20 protein-coding genes are annotated in these 21,602 nt (G+C 66.3%); 7 read left to right on the forward strand and 13 right to left on the reverse strand.

The window, feature by feature from the left end; all coding sequences use genetic code 11:
* Nucleotides 1-3 precede the first annotated feature (3 nt).
* Nucleotides 4-825, reverse strand: coding sequence for an alpha/beta fold hydrolase (locus AC50YC_RS04365; protein WP_494952358.1), 822 nt, complete (start codon nt 823-825; stop codon nt 4-6).
* Between the two features lie 316 nt (nt 826-1,141).
* On the opposite strand from AC50YC_RS04365, the gene AC50YC_RS04370 reads away from it, so the two are divergent.
* A complete protein-coding gene (locus tag AC50YC_RS04370) occupies nt 1,142-2,563 on the forward strand; it encodes an FAD-binding oxidoreductase (protein ID WP_494952359.1) in 1,422 nt (473 codons plus the stop codon).
* A gap of 784 nt (nt 2,564-3,347) precedes the next feature.
* Here AC50YC_RS04370 and AC50YC_RS04375 read toward each other — a convergent pair.
* Nucleotides 3,348-4,139 carry a ZIP family metal transporter gene (locus tag AC50YC_RS04375; RefSeq protein WP_494952360.1) on the reverse strand — a complete coding sequence of 264 codons (792 nt, stop codon included), beginning with the start codon at nt 4,137-4,139 and terminating at the stop codon, nt 3,348-3,350.
* Between the two features lie 426 nt (nt 4,140-4,565).
* Here AC50YC_RS04375 and AC50YC_RS04380 point away from each other — a divergent pair, with 426 nt between their 5' ends.
* Entirely contained in the window at nt 4,566-5,417 is an 852-nt protein-coding gene (locus AC50YC_RS04380; protein ID WP_494952361.1) for an NAD(P)/FAD-dependent oxidoreductase, read from the forward strand.
* A 187-nt stretch (nt 5,418-5,604) separates the two neighbouring features.
* Nucleotides 5,605-6,042 carry a Rieske 2Fe-2S domain-containing protein gene (locus tag AC50YC_RS04385; protein ID WP_494952362.1) on the forward strand — a complete coding sequence of 146 codons (438 nt, stop codon included), beginning with the start codon at nt 5,605-5,607 and terminating at the stop codon, nt 6,040-6,042.
* A gap of 7 nt (nt 6,043-6,049) precedes the next feature.
* On the opposite strand, the gene AC50YC_RS04390 is transcribed toward AC50YC_RS04385, so the two are convergent.
* On the reverse strand, nt 6,050-6,508 hold the full coding sequence (locus AC50YC_RS04390) for a DUF4383 domain-containing protein (RefSeq protein WP_494952363.1): 459 nt from the start codon (nt 6,506-6,508) through the stop codon (nt 6,050-6,052).
* 350 nt (nt 6,509-6,858) lie between these two features.
* Nucleotides 6,859-7,281 (reverse strand): alternative ribosome rescue aminoacyl-tRNA hydrolase ArfB, encoded by a 423-nt coding sequence (gene arfB, locus AC50YC_RS04395; protein WP_494952364.1) that lies wholly within the window; start codon nt 7,279-7,281, stop codon nt 6,859-6,861.
* Nucleotides 7,282-7,445: 164 nt separating this feature from the next.
* Between arfB and AC50YC_RS04400 the strand changes: the two genes are divergently transcribed.
* Entirely contained in the window at nt 7,446-8,366 is a 921-nt protein-coding gene (locus AC50YC_RS04400; protein WP_494952365.1) for an SRPBCC family protein, read from the forward strand.
* A 99-nt stretch (nt 8,367-8,465) separates the two neighbouring features.
* On the opposite strand, the gene rfaE2 is transcribed toward AC50YC_RS04400, so the two are convergent.
* Nucleotides 8,466-10,007 (reverse strand): D-glycero-beta-D-manno-heptose 1-phosphate adenylyltransferase, encoded by a 1,542-nt coding sequence (rfaE2, locus tag AC50YC_RS04405; RefSeq protein ID WP_494952366.1) that lies wholly within the window; start codon nt 10,005-10,007, stop codon nt 8,466-8,468.
* 371 nt (nt 10,008-10,378) lie between these two features.
* Between rfaE2 and AC50YC_RS04410 the strand changes: the two genes are divergently transcribed.
* Complete coding sequence (locus AC50YC_RS04410) at nt 10,379-11,536, forward strand: glycosyltransferase family 9 protein (protein WP_494952367.1); 1,158 nt, start codon at nt 10,379-10,381, stop codon at nt 11,534-11,536.
* Here AC50YC_RS04410 and AC50YC_RS04415 read toward each other — a convergent pair.
* The 7 genes from AC50YC_RS04415 to AC50YC_RS04445 form a co-directional block, all read right to left on the reverse strand.
* Nucleotides 11,502-12,215 carry an SDR family oxidoreductase gene (locus AC50YC_RS04415; RefSeq protein WP_494952368.1) on the reverse strand — a complete coding sequence of 238 codons (714 nt, stop codon included), beginning with the start codon at nt 12,213-12,215 and terminating at the stop codon, nt 11,502-11,504. The two genes, AC50YC_RS04410 and AC50YC_RS04415, sit on opposite strands and share 35 nt — an antisense overlap.
* Before the next feature lie 79 nt (nt 12,216-12,294).
* Nucleotides 12,295-13,659, reverse strand: a complete 1,365-nt coding sequence (locus AC50YC_RS04420; RefSeq protein WP_494952369.1) for a PfkB family carbohydrate kinase — start codon at nt 13,657-13,659, stop codon at nt 12,295-12,297.
* Complete coding sequence (locus AC50YC_RS04425; protein WP_494952370.1) at nt 13,656-14,366, reverse strand: D-sedoheptulose-7-phosphate isomerase; 711 nt, start codon at nt 14,364-14,366, stop codon at nt 13,656-13,658. The genes AC50YC_RS04420 and AC50YC_RS04425 overlap by 4 nt, the downstream gene beginning before the upstream one ends.
* The gene (locus AC50YC_RS04430; protein ID WP_494952371.1) at nt 14,363-15,640 is read right to left on the reverse strand and encodes a glycosyltransferase; all 1,278 of its coding nucleotides are present in this window, start codon (nt 15,638-15,640) and stop codon (nt 14,363-14,365) included. Before AC50YC_RS04430 ends, AC50YC_RS04425 begins: the two co-directional genes overlap by 4 nt.
* The gene (locus AC50YC_RS04435; protein ID WP_494952372.1) at nt 15,637-16,653 is read right to left on the reverse strand and encodes a glycosyltransferase; all 1,017 of its coding nucleotides are present in this window, start codon (nt 16,651-16,653) and stop codon (nt 15,637-15,639) included. Before AC50YC_RS04435 ends, AC50YC_RS04430 begins: the two co-directional genes overlap by 4 nt.
* On the reverse strand, nt 16,650-17,726 hold the full coding sequence (locus AC50YC_RS04440; RefSeq protein WP_494952373.1) for a glycosyltransferase family 9 protein: 1,077 nt from the start codon (nt 17,724-17,726) through the stop codon (nt 16,650-16,652). The genes AC50YC_RS04435 and AC50YC_RS04440 overlap by 4 nt, the downstream gene beginning before the upstream one ends.
* Nucleotides 17,723-18,277: a D-glycero-alpha-D-manno-heptose-1,7-bisphosphate 7-phosphatase gene (locus AC50YC_RS04445; protein ID WP_494952374.1), complete on the reverse strand. Its 555-nt coding sequence runs from the start codon at nt 18,275-18,277 to the stop codon at nt 17,723-17,725. Before AC50YC_RS04445 ends, AC50YC_RS04440 begins: the two co-directional genes overlap by 4 nt.
* Nucleotides 18,278-18,373: 96 nt before the next feature.
* On the opposite strand from AC50YC_RS04445, the gene AC50YC_RS04450 reads away from it, so the two are divergent.
* Nucleotides 18,374-19,315 carry a glycosyltransferase family 9 protein gene (locus tag AC50YC_RS04450; protein ID WP_494952375.1) on the forward strand — a complete coding sequence of 314 codons (942 nt, stop codon included), beginning with the start codon at nt 18,374-18,376 and terminating at the stop codon, nt 19,313-19,315.
* Here AC50YC_RS04450 and AC50YC_RS04455 read toward each other — a convergent pair.
* Complete coding sequence (locus AC50YC_RS04455) at nt 19,273-20,043, reverse strand: sigma-70 family RNA polymerase sigma factor (RefSeq protein WP_494952376.1); 771 nt, start codon at nt 20,041-20,043, stop codon at nt 19,273-19,275. The two genes, AC50YC_RS04450 and AC50YC_RS04455, sit on opposite strands and share 43 nt — an antisense overlap.
* Nucleotides 20,044-20,528: 485 nt before the next feature.
* On the opposite strand from AC50YC_RS04455, the gene AC50YC_RS04460 reads away from it, so the two are divergent.
* On the forward strand, nt 20,529-21,485 hold the full coding sequence (locus AC50YC_RS04460; protein ID WP_494952377.1) for a phytase: 957 nt from the start codon (nt 20,529-20,531) through the stop codon (nt 21,483-21,485).
* Nucleotides 21,486-21,602: the final 117 nt, after the last annotated feature.

Raw genomic sequence — 21,602 nt, forward strand, 5'->3', positions numbered from 1 at the left:
TCTCTACGAGCTCAGCCTCGCCGTCTCCTGCCAGAACTCGTCCACGCGCGCATTCCAATCGTCCGGGATCTCCTGGAAGGGCTGGTGGGATTCCTGCGGCATCACCTCGAAACGTGCGCCCGCTATGCCACGGGCCACGGCTTCACCCAGTTCCGGCCGGCTCATCGGATCCACTCCGCCGGCCAGGACAAGGGTGGGCGCGTTGATCTGGCCCAACCGTCTTTCCGTCTCGTGGACCACAAACGCGTCCAGGAACCTCAGGAAATCCGCGGTGGACTGCTGATGCGGGAATACGAGCGCGTCCTCGATGATCTGGCGGACCATTCCGCTGTTGTGTGCCCGTGGGGTATAGACAAGCAGGAAAAAGAACTCCAGGAAGGCGCGTTCGTCCGGTGCCAGCTCGGCCTGCCAGTGGATGGACCGGGCTAGCGTCTGCATGTACTCGTCCATTGCGGGCCAAGTGCTCTGCAGCACCAGGCTTCGTACCAGCTTCGGATGCCGGAGAATAAGTTCCTGGGCGATGATGCTGCCGCCGGAGAACCCTGCGACATGCGCTGATGAGATGTTGAGACCCCGCAGCACTGCAGCGGCGTCGTCCGCCATAGCCTCGACGGTCGGCTGCCCCTCCGGCATGGCTGTGCGGCCCGCACCCCGGTTATCGAACGCCGTCATCCGGTAGCGGTCCGCCAGCCCGTCCAGCCCGTCCAGCTGGAACTGCCAGGACTCGACAGTATCCCCCAGCCCGCCGATCAGCAGTACGTCCGGCCCCTCGCCGACTTGCTCCGACCAGATTTCGAGTTCCCCGGCTTTCACATACCGGCCCATTCCGGCCCTCCTGTCTTGTTCGGCCGCCGGCTGAACGGGCCTGCCGGTGCCGGCGCCAGCCCGCGCCCGGCCACCCGCCGGGCAGTCAATTCGTAATTTACTCTTCTGTACGTTGGGTGCCTAGGCGCGACTGCCTGGTTGTCGGTTGTCCGTTGTCCGTTGTCCGGCGCCGCAGGCGAATCTATACTGTGGACACCGCGAACTGTTCCAGCGCCTTGGCGGCTGGAAGTATCGCCCTGCAGCGCCGACCCCGGCGAGATCAATTCCATTATTGGACCTGGGGTACCAACCCCCATGGCACGGAGGCAGCAGACCGATGAGCACAATGCATCAGGGGGAGCAGGCCGGCGAAGTGGACCGCGCTCTGCAGGAGTTGCGCGGGCACCTGGCGGGGTCGGTGATCGAACCGCAGGATCCGTTGTACGACGAGGTGCGGGCGGTATGGAACGGCATGATCGACGTGCGCCCACGGGCGGTCATCCGGGCAGGAGCCGTCGGAGACATCGATCCCGTCCTTGACACGGCCCGGCGCACCGGCCTGCCGCTTGCCGTTCGCGGAGGCGGGCACAACATTGCCGGCCACGGCACTGTCGAAGGGGGCCTCGTCCTGGATCTAGGCCAGTTGTGCGGGGTGGAGGTCGATGTGAAAAACCGGCTCGTGACCGTCGAACCCGGGGCGACCCTGGCAGACGTGGACCGGGCCACCATTACGCACGGACTGGCCGTGCCGCTTGGCGTGATCAGCGCCACAGGGGTCGCCGGGCTGACACTCGGCGGAGGGGTGGGCTGGCTGACCCGGTCCAACGGGCTGAGCCTGGACAACCTGGCCTCCGCTGATGTCATCACCGCCACGGGAGAGCACGTGCACGCCAGCGAACAGGAAAACCCCGAGCTGTTCTGGGGGTTGCGCGGCGGGGGCGGAAACTTCGGGGTGGTCTCGTCCTTCACCTTCCGCGCCCGGCCGCTGCCGGCTGCCGTACTGGGTGGAAACTTCTTCTACCGCCCGACCCGCTGGAAGAGCGCGCTGAGCGCGTTCGCCCGGTGGACGCAGGATCTACCTGAGGAAATGAACCCTATCGTCTCCTTCCTGGTGCTACCGCCCGACTTCGGGATGGGGGAGGAGCCCTGGATGATCATCGCCTTTGCCTGGGCTTCGGAGAACCACCAGCCCGGGCTCGAGCTGATCGAGCAGCTGCGCGACGCCGCGCCCCCGGACGAGGAGGAGGTCGCGCCGGCCGCCTGGCTCCAGTGGCAGTCCGCCATGGACGGCCTCTTTCCCAAGGGCTCCCGGGGGTATTGGAAAAACTTGTCGTTTTCCCGGATGGACGATGACGCCGTCGACGTTCTGGTCGGTTTCGCCTCTGAAGTGACCTGGTTCGGGACCGGGATCGATATCCACCACATGGAAGGGGCCTTCGGGCGGGTGCCGGAGGACGCCACAGCGTTTCCCAACCGCTCGGCGAAGTACTGGCTGAACATCTACGGCTTCTGGAACGACCCGGCGGAGGACGAGCGGCTGAGCGCGTTCGCCCGGAAGGCCTACACGCTCATGCAGCCGTTCGGCGAGCACGGCCAGTACGTCAACTTCCTCGGCGCAGAAACCGGCCAAGACATCATCGAGGCCGCACGTGAGGCCTACGGGGCGGATACCTATGACCGACTGGTGGCCCTGAAGAACCGTTTCGACCCGCACAACCTTTTCCGCCTTAACCACAACATCGTGCCGACCTCTGTCTGAGACATCAATGGCAGGCGCACAACGGGACAGCTAGAACAATGAGCTGCGGGGCAGATCCATCAGCGGATCAAAGATCTGCCGCCCGGAACGCCGATTCGTGGAGTGTCCCTGAAGTGATCGTTCTTATCTGCCTGTAGGTGCGCTGCGCACGGCTGCCATGCCCTGGGCCTAGGCGGCGGATGAATCAACTACCTGGCGTTCGAGTTTGATGAGTTCGCGGATAGTTCCGAGTCGGATTTCCTTCACGCACGGGAGTTCTCGCAGCTGCTTCCACTGCAGTTGTTTCAACGCCGATAATCAACATTATGTAAAGTAGAAGTGATCTGGAGGCAGAATCTGCGGAATATGACCCGGCTTCACCGCACTCCCCGGGTTGCCGGCAGTTCCTCTCACTCACCCGCCACAAGCCCCACGGAACGTTCCGCTGAGGTCTTGGCCAAGCTAGTCTCGTTATCGCCAACCGAACAAGTCCATCAGCCGTTCTGCCATAACCCAGGTTCGACCGGAATGCGCCGGGTTGGGTCCTTCAACGACGGCGGCTCTGGCAGTTGCCGATTCCGGTACTGCCCGCCGCAGTCGATCTTGGCGCTCACGACTCCAGACGACCGACGGTCGAACTCCCCCACCGGGCAATTTGCCAGGCTGTCGATCGGTTGTCCCCTCGGTTGCCGTGGGAACACCGGCGCATACACATCGAAACCCCCGCTCCAGCCCGTCCCTCAGCGAGTCCCTCCGACCCGCAGCAGAGGCCCCTCGGCCTTCGTTCGGTGTGCCGTTTGCCCTGTCAGGCGAGTGAGAGCACGAAGGAGAGGACAAACCCCGCGGCTGTGCTCAAGGCGACGGCCGGTCCCCCGTGCTCAAAGGCTTCCGGCATCAGGGTGTCTGCCAGAGAGGCTATAACGGCTCCCGCCGCGAAGGCCAGCGGCAGGGAAATGGTTTTAGGATCCGAGCCCGACAGCGGGCCCGCACCCAGCACCACGGCAGCCACCAGCAAGACAGCACAGATGGTCCATAGGCCCATGATCGCCCCGGAAGGCCGGCCCTGGCTGCGCATCGAAGCGGCACCGACGAGCGCCTCCGGAAGGTTGGAAACGAAGATCGCGGCCAAAAGGGCCAGCCCGCCGGTACCTTCGCCCAGTGAAACGCCCAGCGCGACGTTTTCCGGGACGCCGTCGAGCGTCACCGCGGCCAGCAAAGCCATTCCGGCGGCACCGCGGGTGGACACCGGGCTCGGCGCTTTCCCGACGGCGGCGGCATCGGTGTCGAGCTTCGCGCTTCCCTGAAACTCGTCAGCGGGAGTGGGCTCGGCCGCGGGCTGCGCCCACCGGTCTAGCAACGCGCTGAGAATGGTGAACACCAAGGCCCCTGCCAGCAGTCCGACTGCTGCCCGCACAATGCCGCCCCGTTCGTAGGCGTCCTCGAACAGTTCGAACGTCAGGGCCGTAATCAGTGCCCCGGCCGCAAAAGACAAGAGCATCGCAAGGAACCGCTTGGGCAGCTCAAAACGGACCCCCACGAAAGCACCCACGATCAGGGCGCTGGAAGCCACCGCGCCAAAGAGCAGAGCCGTTCCCACACGGCCAGTATAGGAGCCACGAACTTAGACAACGAGAGCTGTCACTCGTTGGATGTGCCGAACACCCACGCTGATGGACTCTCTACAGTCTCCTCACCAGCTGGTGCCTGCTGCACAACCCTTCGCCAGAGGAGGACATGATTTTCCGGTCCGCCGCCGCACTCCTCCGCCGGCCCCTTGACTCCGCCGGGCACCGCGTTGGGTCATGTTCCCTAATGCGTCCGATCGACGGCCTGGCGCGGGTACTCGGCGTGGACCTGCTGCGTTCGAAATCCGGTTGGCGCTTCATAGCGCCGCCTCTGCAGGGCCGAGGCCACCTGCTGCTGTCCAGGACATCCTCTGCCGCGAATACCGGCAACGAATTCTTTCGATCGCGGAGATCAGGGACCGCCTGATATCTCCGCTCAAGGCACAGGAAGCATTGTCATGACGTCACTCTGGCTGGCCGGAGACCGGGCCATTCCGGTCGACGAATTCGTTCCGGGATCCACCTACGACACGGTCGTCGTCGGGGCCGGAATCACCGGCCTGGCTACCGCGCTGCTGCTCGCGCGGTCCGGCATGAAGGTAGCCGTGCTGGAGGCCCGTTCGGTCGGGGCAGGAACCACCGGCGACACCACCGCGAAGTTGAGCCTTCTCCAGGGCACGGTGCTGTCCGCACTGCGCGGGCAGTACTCCCAGAAGATCGTCAACGCCTACGTCGAAGCCAACAGCGAAGGGCAGGCGTGGCTGCTCCGGCATCTCCAGGACGACGCGGTGCCCTTCCAGCGCCGGGATGCGTACACCTTCTCCGTAACCGAAAAAGGGGCCAACCGGGTCCGTTCGGAGCTCGCCGTGAGCAACGCCGCCGGCCTGCCCGTCGAGGAGTTGGCCGACCCGGGGCTGCCGTTCGCTACCCGCGCCGCCATCCGGCTCCCGAACCAGGCCCAGTTCAATCCGATGGACGTCCTCGAGAGCCTCGCTGCGGACTTCCGCGCCCACGGCGGAATCCTTGTTGAAGGGGTGCGGGTCCGGGATGTCACCGGGGACAGCAGGCTCTCCATCACCACCGACGCCGGCGACGTTCATGCCATGCGTGTCGTGCTGGCCACGGGCATCCCTATCCTGGACCGCGGGTTGTACTTCGCCAAGCTGAAAGCCTCCCAGTCCTACGCCGCCGCGTTCCGGGTGCCGGCCTCGGGAATGTATCTGTCCGCTGAAGCGCCCGGCCGCTCGCTGCGCACCTACCCAGGCGTTACGGGGGAAGTGCTCATCGCTTACGGCAACGGCACCTGGTAGGCAGGGAACCCTTCCCCAGCGCCCGTCTGCAAGAGCTGGTGGACTGGACACTCCGGCACTTCCCGGGGGCGGAAGCGACCCACACATGGTCGGGAGAGGATTACCGGGCCACCAACCTCATGCCCTTCTTCGGGACAATGCCCCGCGGCGGCGGCAAAATCCTCTTCGCAAGTACAACAAGTGGGGCATGAGCAACGGCATTGCAGCCGCGCTGGCCATCACCGCCGAGATGCTGGGCGGCAACCTCCCCTGGGCCGACACCATCCACAACAGGGTCACGTCACCCAAAGGGGCCGTCGCCGCCGTCGCGCTCAACGCTGACGCCGTCAAAACCATGGCCGCAGGATGGGCAAAAGCAGAAACGGCCCACCCCGACACCGCGGTAAACACGGTCCCCGCCGAGGGTGGAGGCATCAAAGTCCGGCACGGCCGCAACCCCGTGGCGGTCTCCACCGTCGGCGGCCTCACCTGCCGGGTATCGGCCGTCTGCACCCACCTGCGCGGAATCCCCACTTGGAACGACGCCGAAAAAACCTGGGACTGCCCGCTGCACGGCTCGCGCTTCACCCCCGCCGGGGAAGTCCTGCAGGGCCCCGCGACAAAGAGGCTCCCGTCGCGGGAATGACAGGCGATCAGTGCCGTTCGGGGGCGCCCCTGTTCGGGTTCCGGGACAGCAACAGCGCCAAAGCGACCATCCCCAGGCCCAGGACAAGGTGAAGCCAATTGTCCGCGTCGTTGACCGGGACAAAGTTTGCCGGTGTGTCGTGCCCGACCACGAGACCGTAAATCCACAGAACCAGGTAAATGATTCCGCCGTAGAGGAGGAAGTTCCTGGACTGGGTGTGGGTGCGGGCCATCAGAATTCCTGCCACGCCGAACAGCAAATGGACCACATTGTGCAGGACAGAGATTTGGAAAATTCCCAGGAGGAGCGCCTCTGAGCCGTGCCCTGCCATGCCCAAGGATTCGTAGTTGGTCGTGATGCCTGGAATGAATCCGAGGATCCCGACCAGCAGGAAGACGGCGCCCACTACTTGGGAGGCCCTCTGCAAAGTGGTCTTGGTGGCGGCGGCGCGGTTGGTGTTGACCATTTTCCTTCTCCTTCTAGCTCATAACTCGAGATCCGCGGTTTTGTACCGCTGGCCGGAGCAGGAGTGCCGCTAGTCCCTGGGACCGTGTACCGCACGATCGCCCCGTACTCGAATAGTAAGCTTGCTGACTATCTGTTTCCAGAGCAATTTCGGACCGGGCAAGGTGGTTGATTGGATCTTCAAGCTCCTTCTGGTCCGGGTCACCCAGGTTAGCGCCGCCCTTTGTGGTGACAACCAGCAGCCTGCCCTCGACCGCGGCGACCTCCATCAGCATCTGCTCCTCGCCGCGGATGCTCACAGAGAACCCAACAGCCGGTAACCGGCGCCCGACGGCACCTGCCCCCAACGCGTTATTCGGCGGACGGCCGCTGGCGCTGCCGTTTCGTCGCGGCCCGCCGCTCCTTTGCGGCAAGGCGCCGACGGTTTGAGCCCCGGGTGGGTTTGGTCGCACGGCGTCGAGCGGCTTCAGGAGCGAGCCCCTCTGCCACGAGGTCAGCGAGCTTAGCCAGGGCGATCTCGCGATTGCGCAGCTGAGAGCGCCGCTCGGAGGCGCTCACGGTGATCACCCCGGCGCTTAGACGCCGGCCGAGGCGCGTAACGAGCAGCAGCCGCTGGTCATCCGAAAGCGACACAGAGTCGACGACGTTCCACGAGAGCTCGACGCGGCTGTCCGAGGTGTTGACGTGTTGACCGCCCGGCCCGGACGAACGCGAGAACCTCCAACCCAGTTCCGACGACGGAATCGTGAGCGTGGGCAACACCTCCAGATCCATGCAACTAGCGTTACACAACACGGGCACGATCGAAGACCATGAACCCACTCCGGTCGACAAGTCCCGCCCGGCCTCTGGCCTCACCGTACCCCAGCGGATATAGTAAGCCTACTGATGATTACTTGAACTCTCGTCAGTTCCCGAATCCAGTCAAAGGAGACATCGTGAGCACCAAGGTTGAAAAGCGGATCCTGGTCAACGTTCCAGTGAGCGTGGCCTATAACCAGTGGACCCAGTTCGAAGAGTTTCCCCACTTCATGGGCGGGGTAAAGAGCGTCAAGCAGCTCAGCGACGACCGGCTTGAGTGGATTGCAGAGATCGCCGGGGTGCGCCGGCAATGGCAGACCCGGATCCTGGAGCAGGTCCCGGACCGGAAAGTGGCATGGGCCGCGACCGAGGGCGCCACCAACGCAGGCTCCGTGTCGTTCGAAGACCTCGGCGGCGGGCAGACCTCCGTGCAGTTGTCACTTGAATACGAACCCGAAGGCATCGTGGAAAAGGTTGGCGACAAGCTCAACATTGTGGACAAGCAGGCCGAGAACGACCTCAACCGGTTCAAGGCCTTCATCGAAGACGAGGGCTATGCAACGGGTGCCTGGCGCGGCACCGTCAACGAAGGCGCGCCTACCGGCACACCAGGCGCTGACGCGGCAGCGGGCTCCCGGGGCGACAGCGGCAAAGCCGGCGTTTCAGGCAAAGTCGTTGCCGGCGTTGGACTAGTTGCCGCAGCCGCCGCAGGCGTGGCGGCGGCAGGCCACAAGGACTCTGGCCCGGACGTGTCACCCGACAATGCGCAAGCTGTGCCGCCAGCAACGACGCCACCCAGTGCGGTGCCCCCCACCGGCACGGCAGGCAGCGTGTTCCCTGGTGAGGGACTCGCCCAGGACACGACCCCTTCCGCGAACGACACCGTTGACCGGTCGGACGCGAAGCCGTTCGACCAGACCAACGGCCTCGTTGATACCGACGGCGAATCCGACGGGACATCCCTGAGCGACACCACCAGCGCGGGCGAACGCGAACGGGGCCTGGGAGACCGACCCGGCCCTGTCCCCCCGGCCGGAGGAAGCCTCGGTCAGCACTGACCCTTTCGGGCCCGATGTCCGGCCCGGCCGTTCCCACGAACGGCCGGGCCGGACGCATGACAGGGCCTCACGGGGCGGAACGCGGGACCGGCGCCCGGATCAGTCTCCGTTCCAGGGTCCTGAGTTGCTGTTGCGGATCCGGTCCACGACGGCGGTAGTGGACTGATCCGCCACGTAGTCGAGAATTGCGACCCGTCCTCCGTAGCGTTCCACGGCGGCCGTTTCCGCCAGCATCCCCGGAGTGTAGTCACCCCCCTTGGCGTAGATCTCGGGCCGGATCTTCTGGATCAGGGGAATGGGCGTGGGCGTGTCAAAGACAGTGACGTAGTCCACGCAGCTGAGCGCTGCGATCACGCCGGCACGGTCGGTGATGGTGTTGATGGGGCGTCCGGGACCTTTGAGCTGACGGACGGAAGCGTCGCTGTTCAGCGCCACCACCAGGACATCGCCCAGTTGCTTGGCCTGGTTGAGATACCGGGTGTGGCCCCGATGCAGGACGTCGAAGCAGCCATTGGTGAGGACGATCCGGTGGCCCTCCCCGCGGTGCCGGCTGATATGGAAGGCGAGCTCGTCGGCGTCGACGGCGGTGTCCAGGAAGCCTTCCAGGTGTCGGCTGAGATCCTCGGTACTGCACACGGAGGTACCGGGACGGTGAACGGCAATGTCAGCCGCCGCCTGGGCCAGGTCCACGCTGGTGGTCAGGGGCAGCGACGCCGTCCGAGCCATCGTGAGTGCCGCCACGAAGGTGTCTCCGGCTCCGGAGGCCTGTTTTTCCTGCACCGGCCGTGCCCAGGTTCGGTGGACGTCCCCGGAGCGGGGCAGCAGGACCGTCCCATCCCGGTCCAGGGTGACAACCACCGCCTCAGCCCCGGCCGCCTCAAGCAGCTCCTGCCGGTGCTCCTCGACGACGGCCGCCCGGTTTGTTCCCACGTCGAACTTCAGCCCGAGTATGTCAGCCGCTTCCACCGCGTTCGGGGTGGCGAGGTCGGGTTTCATCTGAGCCCAGGCAGAGGGCTGATGTGCGTCTACGACCACGAGGACTCCTGAGCGCATCTGGAGAGGGCCCAGAAGTCCGCTCCGCACCGGTCCTTTGAGCGTTCCGGCGCCGTAGTCGCAGATCACTACGGCCTGCTGGTCCAAAAGCACCTGTGGGATAGTCATTGCCAGCGCGTCCATGGCCTCTGCCGGGATCTCGCACTGAACATCGTCAAGCCGGAGCAGCACCTGGCCGCTGCTGCTGATGCGGGTTTTGGTAGTGGTGACCGCGTCGGGACTCTGATGAACGTGGCTGGTGTCCACTCCTGCACCCGCTAACTGGCGCAAGAGCTCGGTGGCCGCTTCGTCGCACCCCACAATGCCGGCGAGCTTCACCTTGGCCCCAAGGGCAGCGAGGTTCATCGCCGTGTTGGCAGCTCCGCCCGGGGCGAACCGGCGCTGGCTGATTTCCACCACCGGGGCCGGCGCTTCCCGACAGAGGCGCTGGATGGGACCGGACCACCAACCATCGAGCATAACGTCGCCGATTACGGCTATGGCCGGCTCCACTTCCGCCAGCCGGCCGGGCAGCCATCCGGTCAGGCCCCGCTGCCCGCTTAGCGCGACCCGCGCGGCGTCGTCGTCCTGCCGTGGGGGTTGGATCACGGCCTCCTCCCATCCGCGCCGTCTCTGGCGGCCTGGTGAAATGGCGGTGGGGGCATCTGCGCAGAATTACTCCCGCCGTATTGGACGATCTTGGACATGTGAATCCCTCCCGGTGTTGCCGCTGTGGACCGATGGGCACGGAGCCGCCTCCAAGACCGTAATCCTGCAGATGGTCTCCCTATGCAGACCCATACCCCGACGCGTGCGCATCTACACTCCCTTGCTGCCGGGTAATCCAAATACCCGGGAGTACCCGCCCCGGTTCGCACGGCTCTTCCGGAATCGACTCGCGCCCTGGTCGTAGCCAAACCACGGCGCCGGGACTTAGGGTGGGCCCACCACAGGGGGCACAGGACGGACAGGACAGCTTGTTGGAAGACCTCACGGCGGAATTCGGAGGGGCCGGTATCACCGGCTGGGGAGTTGGCCCTGTCCTCGAGAAGTTCCCGGACGTCTCTCGGATCGCAGTGCTGCGGGGCGGGGGGTTGGGGGACATTCTGTTTGCCCTCCCCGCCATCTCCGCCCTTGCAGCCGCCTACCCCGGAGCGTCTGTCACGCTGCTGGGGACCCCGTGCCACGCTGAGCTCCTCAGTAATACCGCGGGCCCAGTACGCGACGTCCGGATCCTGCCCATAGCGGAAGGAGTCAGGCCCGGACACGAAGACCCGGCAGCGATCGAGGCGTTCTTCGAATCCACGCAGCGGGAAGAATTCGACCTGGCCGTCCAACTGCACGGTGGTGGAAGATTTTCCAACCCCTTCCTGGTGCGGCTTGGGGCACGTCACACCGTTGGCTCGCGGACGGCGGACGCCGCTCCGCTGGAACGCAGCCTGCCTTATCTTTACTTCCAGCACGAACCGCTTCGTGGTCTGGAAGTGGCAGGGCTGGCGGGCGCTCCCCCGGCCGGGCTGGAAGCCAGGCTGAGTCCGTTGGACCAGAACGTTGTCCAGGTCCAGGAGTTGCTTCACCGCCGTGATGACAGCCCGGCGACCCCCGTTGTGGTCATCCATCCAGGGGCCACTGATCCCCGACGCCGCTGGCCGGCAGGACGTTTCGGTGAGGTCGCGGCGGCGTGCGCCGCCGATGGTTGCCGCGTGCTGGTCATCGGTACCCCGGAAGAGCGGAAACTGGCGGACGAGGTCGTGGAGGCCGCCGGGTCGGACCGGGTCGCCTCTGTTGCCGGCAGGTTCGGCCTCGGCACGCTGGCGGCGCTGCTGGACAGCTGCGATGTACTTCTGGGCAACGACAGCGGACCCCGGCACCTGGCCCAGGCCCTGGGCACTCCGACCGTGGGCCTGTACTGGGTGGGGAACCTGATCAACGCCGGTCCCCTGGGACGCAGCGTGCACCGCGTCCATCTCTCCTGGGCGACCCGGTGCCCCGAGTGCGGCGCTGACATCACCCAGGTGGGGTGGACAGCTGCCCGCTGCGCGCATGATACGTCCCTGCTGGCGGGAATCAGCGCGGCAGACGTCTACCGGGACGTCCGCCAGTTCACGGCCACGAATCCTCTCGCGCATGGCAGATGACTAACTCCCGGATCTCGCAGCCGGGAGGCTGCGAGAGTGCGAACACAACAGCCTGCGCCACCCTGGCAGGATCGTTCAGGCGCGAATCGTCCCGGGGCTTGTACTGCTCCGGCCGGTCGTCGAAGAACCGTGTCTTCATGCCGCCCGGGATCAGCGTGGTCACCCCGATCTCCGCTCCGGTCTCCGCGGCAAGGGCCTGGCTGAACCCGATTACGCCGAACTTGGACGCGCAATAGGCTGAGGCCTCGGGCAACGCCCGTTTGCCCAGTGTCGAGGCGACCGTGACCACGCGTCCTCCGGAGGATTTGAGATAGGGCAGGGCTGCCCGCACGACGGAGACTGTTCCCAGAAGATTGACGAAGATGACTTGTTCCCAATCGCCGGCAGGGACGTCCTCGAGCTTCCCGCACCGGTCGATCCCGGCCGCCGTGACCACGGCGTCCAGACCGCCCAGAGCCTCCGCCGCCTGTGTGACGGCGGCCGTCACCGCTGCACGGTCCGCGACATCGACTTCGATCGCCTTCGCCGCGGCCACGTTCCGGACGTCGCGGTCGAGCACGAACGGCGTGCCGCCGGCTTCGAGGACGGCGTCGACGACGGCGGCGCCGAGTCCTGATGCTCCACCGCTCACCAACACCCGTCCGGAGCCGGGCAGTGCGGGTGACGTGACTTTATTCATGATGTTCCTTTCATTGTCCCGGCCCATGTCTGGCCGGATGGCTTGACGGGCCCCCTTCTTGCCGGTCCGCTACTTCTGTTCAGCCCACCCTGGCCAGTGCAGCAGCGAGCCGGGTGGTGGAGCGCGCCGGGTGGTAGGGGACCACCAGGCAGCGGCCGCCCCAGCTCTCCACCAGGGCGGTTTCGGGCAGCTGCGTGGGGTCGTAGTCACCGCCCTTCACCCAGATGTCCGGACGCAGCAGGTCAAGGGACTTTTCCGGGGTGTCCTCATCGAATACCAGCACCGCGTCCACGCACTCGAGGGACAGCAGCAGTTCCGTCCGGTCCTGTTGGCCGATGATGGGACGGGAGGCCCCCTTGATGCGGCGGGCCGATGCGTCTGAGTTCAGGCAGACGATGAGGCAGTCCCCCAGGCTCCTGGCAGCTGCGAGAGTGCGGGCGTGTCCGGCGTGCAGGAGATCGAAGCACCCTCCCGTCGCCACCACGGTGCCACCGGCCGCCCGTACGCGGCGGACCACTCCCAGGGCGTCAGCAGCTTTCCCAGGAAACGGCAGCGTCGGCGGCAAGGACGGCAGGGCGGCGACGCCGCCGGCAGCCAGGAACGCCGCCGCCTCCCGGACGGCCCGGCGGCAGGACTCTTCAACGTCTCGTCCGGTCATGAGATGGGCTGCGAGGCTGCCAGCCAGCCTGTCACCGGCACCGCAGGTATCCGCCACGGTGATGCTCGGCGCGGGAAGCTGAACGTGTGCCGGGGATGAAGCGCGCACGAGGGTCGCTCCGTGCCCACCCTGTGTGACCAGAACGGCGTTGCTCTGCCAATGGCGTAGCAGCTTACCCGCGATTTCAGGCACGCCGGCCGGCGGGCACGGTGACCCGGCCGCGGCGGCTCGGGCCTCGGAAAGGTTCGGCGTCACAACGGCGATGCCGGGAACAGGATCGGCTCCGGCAGGGTGCGGGTCCCAGACGACAGGAATGCTCCGGGCGAGCCGCGCGATCATTGCGCGAAGGGTTGGGTGCGACGTCAGGCCACGGCCATAGTCCGCCACAATCAGGGCCCCGGCGCCCTCCACCGCCTCGAGCATGCCCGGCGTCACGTTGGGCGCTGGACGGACCTGGCACCCTTCATCGAATCTGGCCACCGGGTGGCCGTCAGCCCGGAGCCGGGTCTTGACCGGGGTCGGCGCCCCCGAGTGCCCTGCGACCACGGTGATGCCCGCCAGCTCCTCGACGAGCCGGCGGCCAGGGTCGTCCCTGCCGAGTGCCGTCACGAGGCAAACCTCGTGTCCGTCGCCCGCGAGCATCCGGGCTACGAGGCCGGCACCCCCGGCCCTCCCCCGGACAGCCGAGACGTCGACGACGGGGACAGGCGCGTCCGGGGAGAGCCGGGTGGCCGTGCCATCCAGGTCAACGTCGAGCAACACATCACCGACCACTACGATCTTCATGGCCGCGCCCCCTGCCGCACTCCCCGGAGGCCGTCGCGATCGACCTCGGCGTCGAAAGCCCGGCAGATGGCATGCAAGGCAATCAAATGGCATTCCTGGGCGTTGGCCGCGGGCCCCTCGATGGCGATCGTTTCGTCGCAGCTGAGGGATAGCGGGTTCGGACCCCGTCCGGTCAGGGCCCAGGTGGTGACTCCCATCCGGGCTGCGGTCTTGGCGGCCAGCAGAAGATTGGGGCTCTTGCCGCTGGTGGACAGCAGCATCAGGATGTCCCGGGGGCGGCCGTGCGCCCGGACCTGCCGTGCGTAGAGTTCCTCAAACCCATAATCATTGGCGATGGCTGTCACAGCCGAAGTGTCGGCGTGCAGGGAAATGGCGGAGAACGGAGCCCTTTCGCCGTCGAAGCGCCCCACGAGCTCTGCCGTGAGGTGTTGAGCCTCTGCCGCGGAACCCCCATTCCCGGCCGCGAGCAGCCGGTTACCGGCCATTAGCCGCCGGGCGAGTTCCTCGCCCCAGGCAGCCAGGCGTGGGGACTGGCTGCGCAGCGAGTCCAGGGCGGGCAACACATTGTGCAGGTGGGCCTCGACAGCTGCGGCCGGGTCCGGAGCGGACCAGCCGACGACGCTCCTGCCAGCGGCTGCTTCCTTCCCGGACCGCAGTGCCAACGGGGCCGGGATATGCACATCGGCAAGAGGCAATTCGGCGCTCACAGCGCTGCTCCTTCCACGGGATGGAGCCGGTCGCGGGTCTCGGGCCGCCGCCCCGCAACGGTTCCGGTAAGAGACTGCAGATACGCCTTCTCGGTGTCGGCGGCCACCCTGTCCCAGCTGTAGCGCGACCGGGCACGTTGCTGGCCGGCGCGGCCCAGAGTTTGGCGCAGCCCCTGGTCGGCCAACAGCCGGGCGAGGGCCCCGGCGGTTGCTTCCGGGTCCCGGGGCGGAACGTGCAGGCCGGTTCCCTTATCCACCACGGTGTCGCGGAGACCACCCACGGCAGCGGCGACCACCGGGATGCCGCACGCCATGGCTTCGAGGGGGACGATGCCGAAGGGCTCGTACCACGGGGTGCAGACGACGGCATCCGCGCTGCGGAAGATTCCGGGCATGGACTCGCGGGGCACCTGTCCCCGGAAGCTCACCTGCTGCCGGACGCCCAGCTCTGAGGCGATGGCCAGCAGGCGGCGGGCTTCAGAGTCTGCCTCTGTCTCCGTTGCGTCACCGCCGCCCCCGACGACCAGGAGTTCGACGTCGGGAAGTCCGGCATCCCGGAGCAGCGGCAGGGCCCGGATGACCACGTCGACGCCCTTTCGGGGCACAAGGCGTCCAACAGAGAGGATCCGGTGGGACCGGCCGCGCCTGTCCGCCGGTCCGAAACCCGGGAAAAGGTCCAGGTCCACACCGCACGGGGCTATCGAGATCCTCCCTGGCGGGATCCCCATCGACTTCAGCTCGAAGACTTCGTCGGAGCAGGTGGCGATGATCCGGTCGGCGCTCCGCCCCACGGAGGGTTCCAGCCACCGCCTTTCGAAGGGGCTGGTGTCCGCGCTGCCTTGATGGCGGCGCTTCACCGTGCCCAGCGCGTGGAAGGTCTGGACCACCGGGATGTGGACTCCGGCGGGACTTTGGCGGGTCGCGGCGAGGGCCGCCAGGCCCGACATCCAGAAGTGCCCGTGAACGAGGTCTGGTGGCCGGTCCTCCCAGTCGCGTGAAATTCCGCTGGCCAGCTCTCCCATGAAGGGAAGAAGTTCGTCCTTGGGGACGTGGCGCGCCGGACCGGCCTGGATATGGACCACTTCAACGCGCGGAAAGATCCGTACCCTGCCCGGGAGGTCGTCCGCGTCCCGCCTCGTGTAGACCGTTATGTGGTGGCCCCGTCTTGCCAGCGCGGCAGCCAACGCCGCCACATGGACGTTCTGGCCGCCGGCGTCGACTCCGCCGAGGGCCGCCAGCGGGCTGGCGTGCTCGGAAACCATCGAAATTTTCACTGCCTCTTCCTTTCTTGGGTTGGCATGACAAGCCGTCCGGTCCTGAACCGAGGGTCGGACAACTCCGCCAGCAGGGCATCCCAGGCAGCAAGGAAAGCAGGCAGTCCGTAGCGGTCCAGAGCCACCTCCCGGGCGATACCTCCGCGCCGGCGCGCTTCCTGCGGGTTGTCGATGAGCAACCGCGAGGCACGAACCAGCTCGTCCACACTGGTTGAGATCGCACCGGCTTCCGGCGGCACCGCGCGTACCGCCTCCGTGGTAGCCAAGGCCACGACGGGCATGCCAAGATGCATGGCCTCCAGCAGTGCCAGGCCCAGGGACGTCCAGCGGAAGGGATGGAGGTAGACCCGGCAGCGGGACATTTCCCGGTGCAGTTCATCCTTGGGCAGGTCCCCAAGCACTGCCAGCCTCGGCGCCGGAAGACCCACGGCGTCGGACAGCCCGTTGCCGCCCATGCCAAAGATCCGCAACGGCGCTGCCGCGGCAAAGCGACCCAGGAGGTCTGTTCCGACGACCCGCCCCCGCCGCACCGGCTCATTAACGACGGCGGCCAGTTCCGGGATCTCGCCGGTGTAGGCGGGACCGGGATCGTGAACGCCGTGTTCAATCACCAGCGTCGGTCCGGAGCCGTTATCCCAAAAGAGTTCATTGAAATACGTCACGTGCACAACCGGGATGGACTGCTGGTCGGCCAGCGGGTGGACCGAGTTCGGCACGTCGCCCCGGGGACTGTTGTGTTCCACATACGCGGCAGGCAGGTCCTTGCCGGGCGTCCGGCCCAGGGCGCGGCTCACCGCCGCCAGTTCCTCCGGCCTTTGCAGGACGACGGCATCCACGCTGTCCGCGTCAAGTGCATCGAGCCGTACCTCACGGACGGAGGACGGCCAGGGCCGGCCAGCGCGGCCCAGGCCCCAGGGCCCCTGTCCGGGGAGTACCGGCAGGAGGTACTCATGGCTGCCCCGGACGAAAGCATCAGTCCACGAGCCGTGCACGTGCCAGAGAAGTACTCTCATGGGTGTCGGACCTTTCGGCGGGTGGACAGCGAGGACACGCCTCTAATAAGCCGTTCCACCGCGTCCACGAGTTGTTCGGGAGCCACGGAAGATAGGCAGGGATGCCCCGCGACCGGACACTCCGTTGCGCGGCTGAGCCTGCAGGGTGCAGCCTGGTCGCCCAGGATTTCCAGCGGCACTCCGTAGGGTGCCCAGCGGATCGCGGGCACCACCGGAGAGAATAAACATGCCACCGGTGTGCCCACCGCGGCCGCTAGGTGCGCCGGGCCGGTGTTTCCCGTGACCAGGGCCTTGGCCCCGGCCAGCACGCCGGCCAAGGTCTTCAGGTCCGTGCGCCCCCCGAGATCCAGCGCCGAGGGCCCGGCCACCGTGGCCGTCAACCCGGTTTCACCCCGGCCACCGGTGACCACAACCCGGTGTGCTGCTCCCTCGAGCAACTCTACCGCCGCAGCATGGTGCAGCGGGGGCCACGCCCGTGACGGGGCAGCAGTCCCGGGGTGGACCACCACATAGGGCTCCTCGCCTACCAGCGGGCGCACATCGGGATAGTCCTGCACCCGGAGCTTGCCGTCATCTCCGGCGGGCAGCCGGAAGCCGGCCGCCTCCGCGATGCCCAGGGCGCGCTCCGCTTCCGGCTGGTCCTCGGGAAAATCCTCGCCCGGCCGTAGCCGCACATCCATCAGGCTGCCGGCATAGTCCGTGGAGGCTCCGGAGATACGGTCCACGCCGGCCAGTCGCAGCAGCAGGGCAAGCGGCAGCGGGGACTGATGGAACGACGTCAGGATGACAGCTTCGTCGATCCTTGAGTCCCGGACGAACGATGCAAGCATCTCAAGCTGGGCCTGCTCAAGCCTGGGCGCCGGCTTCACTATCCACGGACAACTCCAGCTATAGACCTCCGAAGTGCCCGGTAGAAGCGACGCGGCAGACTCCCCCTCCGGGCCACACAACATGATGACGTCGTTCGGGGCGCCGCCATCGGGCCGCCGCCCGAATGCAACGGCGCGGACCGCCGGCCCGGCCAGCAGGACGTCGCCCACACCGTCAAGCCGGGCAACCAGGACGCGGCTCACGGGGCTTTCCTTCCGGACGGCGCCGCCAACAGGAGGTTTATTGCGGAACGAAGGTCAGCAGCCACCTCCGGAGCAGCCTCAACTTCAGCAGGCAGGGTCAGTTCCGTGGGGACCATCACGCCCCGGGCTCCTGCCGCGTGGGCAGCCTCGACGTCGCTTCCGATGTCACCGACATAGGCTGCCTCAGCGGGCACAATTCCCAGCCGCCGGCAGGCCCGGCGGATCAGCCCTGGCGCCGGTTTCCGGCACGTGCAGCCGTCCTCGGGGCGGTGCGGACAAATGTCCCACACATCGAAGGGGCCCAGCAGTTGCTCAATCCTCATGTTCACAGCAGCAACTTCGTCAAAGGTCAACATGCCGCGGCCAATCCCGGACTGGTTACTTAGGACCCCTGTGGCGATGCCGCGGGACCTGAGGCAATGCAGTACCTGCCTCGCTTGGGGCATCAGGTGCACCCGGGCCGGATCGCCGTTGTAGGGCACATCGCGAACGAGGGTGCCGTCCCGGTCGAACAGGACGGCTCTCAGCGGAAGTCCGGCGGAAGGTTCCATAACTGCCTCGTTCCCCGATGACGCCCCGGCTAAACTCCCAACGGGTTCTTTCTCCGGACTAGAATCCGAAATCAGAGACAACGAAGGGCGGCCGCGATGGGCGGACTTGGGGACACTGGAAGACCGGTCCTGTTGGTCCTGCGGGCGCTCAAGCTCGGCGATCTCCTCGTGGCCGTGCCGGCCCTGCACGGACTCCGTCGCGCCTACCCGGAGCACCGGCTCCTGTACGCGGCACAAAGCTGGCTCGAAGATGCTGTCGCCTTGGTGGGCGGGTTCGAGTTGCTGCCGGCCCACGGGCTGGACGAACCTCTGTCGCTGGAACCCGGGATGGTGGACATTGCCGTGAACCTTCATGGCCGGGGGCCCGAGAGCCAGTCCCTCCTCGAGGCGCTCCAGCCAAACAGCATCATTTCCCACCGTTCGGATCGGGCTGTTGGACCACCGTGGCGCAGCGGCATCCACGAGCGGGAGCGCTGGACGCGGCTGTTGCAGTGGCACGGAATCGACGCCGACCCGCAGGAGTTGTTCCTCCCCACCCCTGGCCTCCCCGCTCAACCGCCAGGGGCCACGATTGTCCATGTGGGTGCCGCCTACGGCAGCCGGCTTTGGCCGGCACACCGCTTCGCCGAGGTCTCCCGCAGGCTGCGGGAAGCCGGCCACAGCGTCGTCTTTACCGGCGGTGCAGCCGACCGGGAGCGGGCCCTGGAAGTTGCCGAGCGGTCCGGGGCCTCGGTTCCAGCGGTCCTGGCCGGGAGGCAATCGCTGCGGGAATTCGCGGCACTGGTGGCCTGCGCACGCCTGGTAGTTTCAGCTGACACGGGCGCCGCCCACCTGGCCTCCGCCTACGGGCGGCCCTCCGTGGTGCTGTTCGGGCCCGCCACCCCGGAGGAATGGGGCCCACCGGCAGGGCCGCATATCGCTTTGACCAAGGCTGAGCTGCGGCGGGGCGACACGTTCGCCCCGGACCCGGACCCAGCGCTACTGGGTGTCTCGGTTCAGGAAGTCCTGGAAGCCGTCCGGGATCTGGGGCTGCTGTAGGGCTCTCCCTCGGAGAGCCGTTGCTGCAGACGCACGAGCACTCGTGAAAGCCGGCGTGAGATCTGCATCTGTGACACGCCAAACCGCTTGGCCAGGTCGGTCTGATTTTCCTCAAAGAAGTAGCGACGGTACAACAGCTCCCGCTCGTCGCTGGATAATTCCTTGATGGCCTGGGTGAGGCAGATGAGTTCGTCCAGGTGCTCCAATGTCGGGTCCTGAACCGCAAGCGCCTCCATGAGCGGCGGAGCCTCGCCACAGCCAGCGGTAGCATCGAGTGAATCCGGGCGCATGCTGGACGCTGCTGCTGCCGCCTCCAGGACGTCCCCGACGGGAACGCCCATTTCCCGCGCCAGTTCGGCTGGACTCGGAGTCCGACCAAGGGCCTGGGCCAGTTCGGGCCCCTCGCGTAGAAGCTGGGTACGCAGATTCTGGATACGGCGCGGGGGCCGGACGACCCAGCAACGATCGCGCAGGTAGCGTTTGAGCTCGCCCGTGATGGTGGGGGCGGCAAAACCAGGAAAGCTGGTCCCTTTGGATTCGTCGAACGCCCGTGCGGCCTTAACGAGCGCCAAATAGGCCACCTGGGTCAGGTCTTCCCGTTCGCGGCCCCTGTTGGCGAAGCGGGCTGCCAGCGACTCCGCCAGGTCCAAGTAGTCCACGACAAGCTGGTTCTCGATGGCTTGCCGGATTTGCCCGTTTGGTGCCGAAAATTCCGTGAAGTCAACCATGTCAGCAGTCCTTTGACAATGGATTCGGATTAAGCCTGTGGCAAGACTTAGAAGCAGGAAAACATAAGCTTGCTTATAATTCAATACTTCTTCGTTCCCCGAACGGCCGTGCACCGCCAAGGACAAGGGATTTTTCCTTGGCTGGAGCGCGGCCGAGGCAGTCGAGCATCCGACCCCAGGCAAGTCGCCTCGGAAAGCTGAGTCCAGCCGGTCCTACGATGCTTGACAGGCGCGGCACTGTGTCCACATACTCCCAAGACGTCAACGTTTGGCCAGAAACAACAGGGACCAGGGAGCGAGCAATGGCCGGCCACGCCCGGAATGCAGCCGTGTTGCCCGCGCTGGCTGTGCTGTGCACTTCTGCCCTGATCGGTTGCGGACCCGGCCCGGCCCCGCCCCCGCCGGCTTCCCAGTCAGCGACCAGTCCCCCGGCATTTCCCGCTCCCACGGACTCCCCCACCCCCGGACTGGAGGATCCGAGTGCCTTGCCTGCCCTCGAAACGGAGGCATTTTCGGGTTCGGGAGACATTTCGGATGACTCCGCGATTTGGGCCGATCCTGCCGACCCCGCCAACAGCGTGGTGATTGCTGACAACAAGTCGCAGTCAGGCGGGGGTATCGGGGTCTTCGATATGAGCGGCAAGCTCATCCACTTCCGGCCCGACGGAATGATCGGCAACGTCGACCTGCGGACCGGATTCCCGTCGTCGGGGTCGTCGATGGTTTTGGTCGGTGGCAACAACCGGTCGGACAACACGCTCGCATTATGGTCCCTTGACACCGCAGCCAGGACCCTGTCACCGGTTGCAGCCCGAATCATCGAGACTGAGGCACCCAACTACGGTTTCTGCCTGTACCGCAGCCAGGCCAGCGGAAAGTTCTACGCCTTTGTGACACCCAACGGACCCGGCTCGGTCCAGCAATTCGAGCTGGTCGATGACGGCGCAGGCAAGGTTGACGCCACCCTCGTCCGGACACTGCCGGTCAGCAGCATCACCGAGAGCTGCGTCGCTGATGATGAACTCGGCCACCTATACGTCGGCCAGGAGGACAGTGGGGTCTGGAAGTACGGCGCGGAACCGGACGCTGGAACCGGTCGCCGTTCCGTGGACGAAGTGGGGGCAGGCCGGCTGGAGGCGGACATCGAGGGGATGGGTATCGCCACCGGCGCGGATGGGACGGGGTACCTTTTCGTATCCAGCCAGGGCAACTCCACCATCGCCATCTACGACAGGGCCGGAGACAACACGTTCCTCAAGACTTTCGAGGTCGCCGGCAATGGGTCAGTGGACGCGGTGACAGGGACCGACGGCCTGGCCGTGACCGTTGAAAACGTCGGACCGAAGTTCGAGCAGGGGCTGCTGGTGGTCCACGACGAATCCAACCAGGGCGGCAGTACGTCGAACCTGAAGTACGTCCCGCTCACCGAGGTGCTCCAATGACGCCTCGTCCCACGCCGCTGTCCACGGCCGTGCCGCGCGGTGTTCACGGCCAGTCACAGTTCTCTCCGCGAATGCTTGACACGGGTCACTAATGCTCAGCATACTTCCCACTACAGC

Source organism: Pseudarthrobacter sp. MDT1-56, from assembly GCF_059383555.1.

Bases quoted from the DNA above. Each gene is read 5' to 3' on its own strand.
- AC50YC_RS04365 (WP_494952358.1), bottom strand. From the start codon at position 825: ATGGGCCGGTATGTGAAAGCCGGGGAACTCGAAATCTGGTCGGAGCAA.
- AC50YC_RS04370 (WP_494952359.1), top strand. From the start codon at position 1,142: ATGAGCACAATGCATCAGGGGGAGCAGGCCGGCGAAGTGGACCGCGCT.
- AC50YC_RS04380 (WP_494952361.1), top strand. From the start codon at position 4,566: ATGACGTCACTCTGGCTGGCCGGAGACCGGGCCATTCCGGTCGACGAA.
- AC50YC_RS04385 (WP_494952362.1), top strand. From the start codon at position 5,605: ATGAGCAACGGCATTGCAGCCGCGCTGGCCATCACCGCCGAGATGCTG.
- AC50YC_RS04390 (WP_494952363.1), bottom strand. From the start codon at position 6,508: ATGGTCAACACCAACCGCGCCGCCGCCACCAAGACCACTTTGCAGAGG.
- arfB (WP_494952364.1), bottom strand. From the start codon at position 7,281: ATGGATCTGGAGGTGTTGCCCACGCTCACGATTCCGTCGTCGGAACTG.
- AC50YC_RS04415 (WP_494952368.1), bottom strand. From the start codon at position 12,215: ATGAATAAAGTCACGTCACCCGCACTGCCCGGCTCCGGACGGGTGTTG.
- AC50YC_RS04420 (WP_494952369.1), bottom strand. From the start codon at position 13,659: ATGAAGATCGTAGTGGTCGGTGATGTGTTGCTCGACGTTGACCTGGAT.
- AC50YC_RS04435 (WP_494952372.1), bottom strand. From the start codon at position 16,653: ATGAGAGTACTTCTCTGGCACGTGCACGGCTCGTGGACTGATGCTTTC.
- AC50YC_RS04445 (WP_494952374.1), bottom strand. From the start codon at position 18,277: ATGGAACCTTCCGCCGGACTTCCGCTGAGAGCCGTCCTGTTCGACCGG.
- AC50YC_RS04450 (WP_494952375.1), top strand. From the start codon at position 18,374: ATGGGCGGACTTGGGGACACTGGAAGACCGGTCCTGTTGGTCCTGCGG.
- AC50YC_RS04455 (WP_494952376.1), bottom strand. From the start codon at position 20,043: ATGGTTGACTTCACGGAATTTTCGGCACCAAACGGGCAAATCCGGCAA.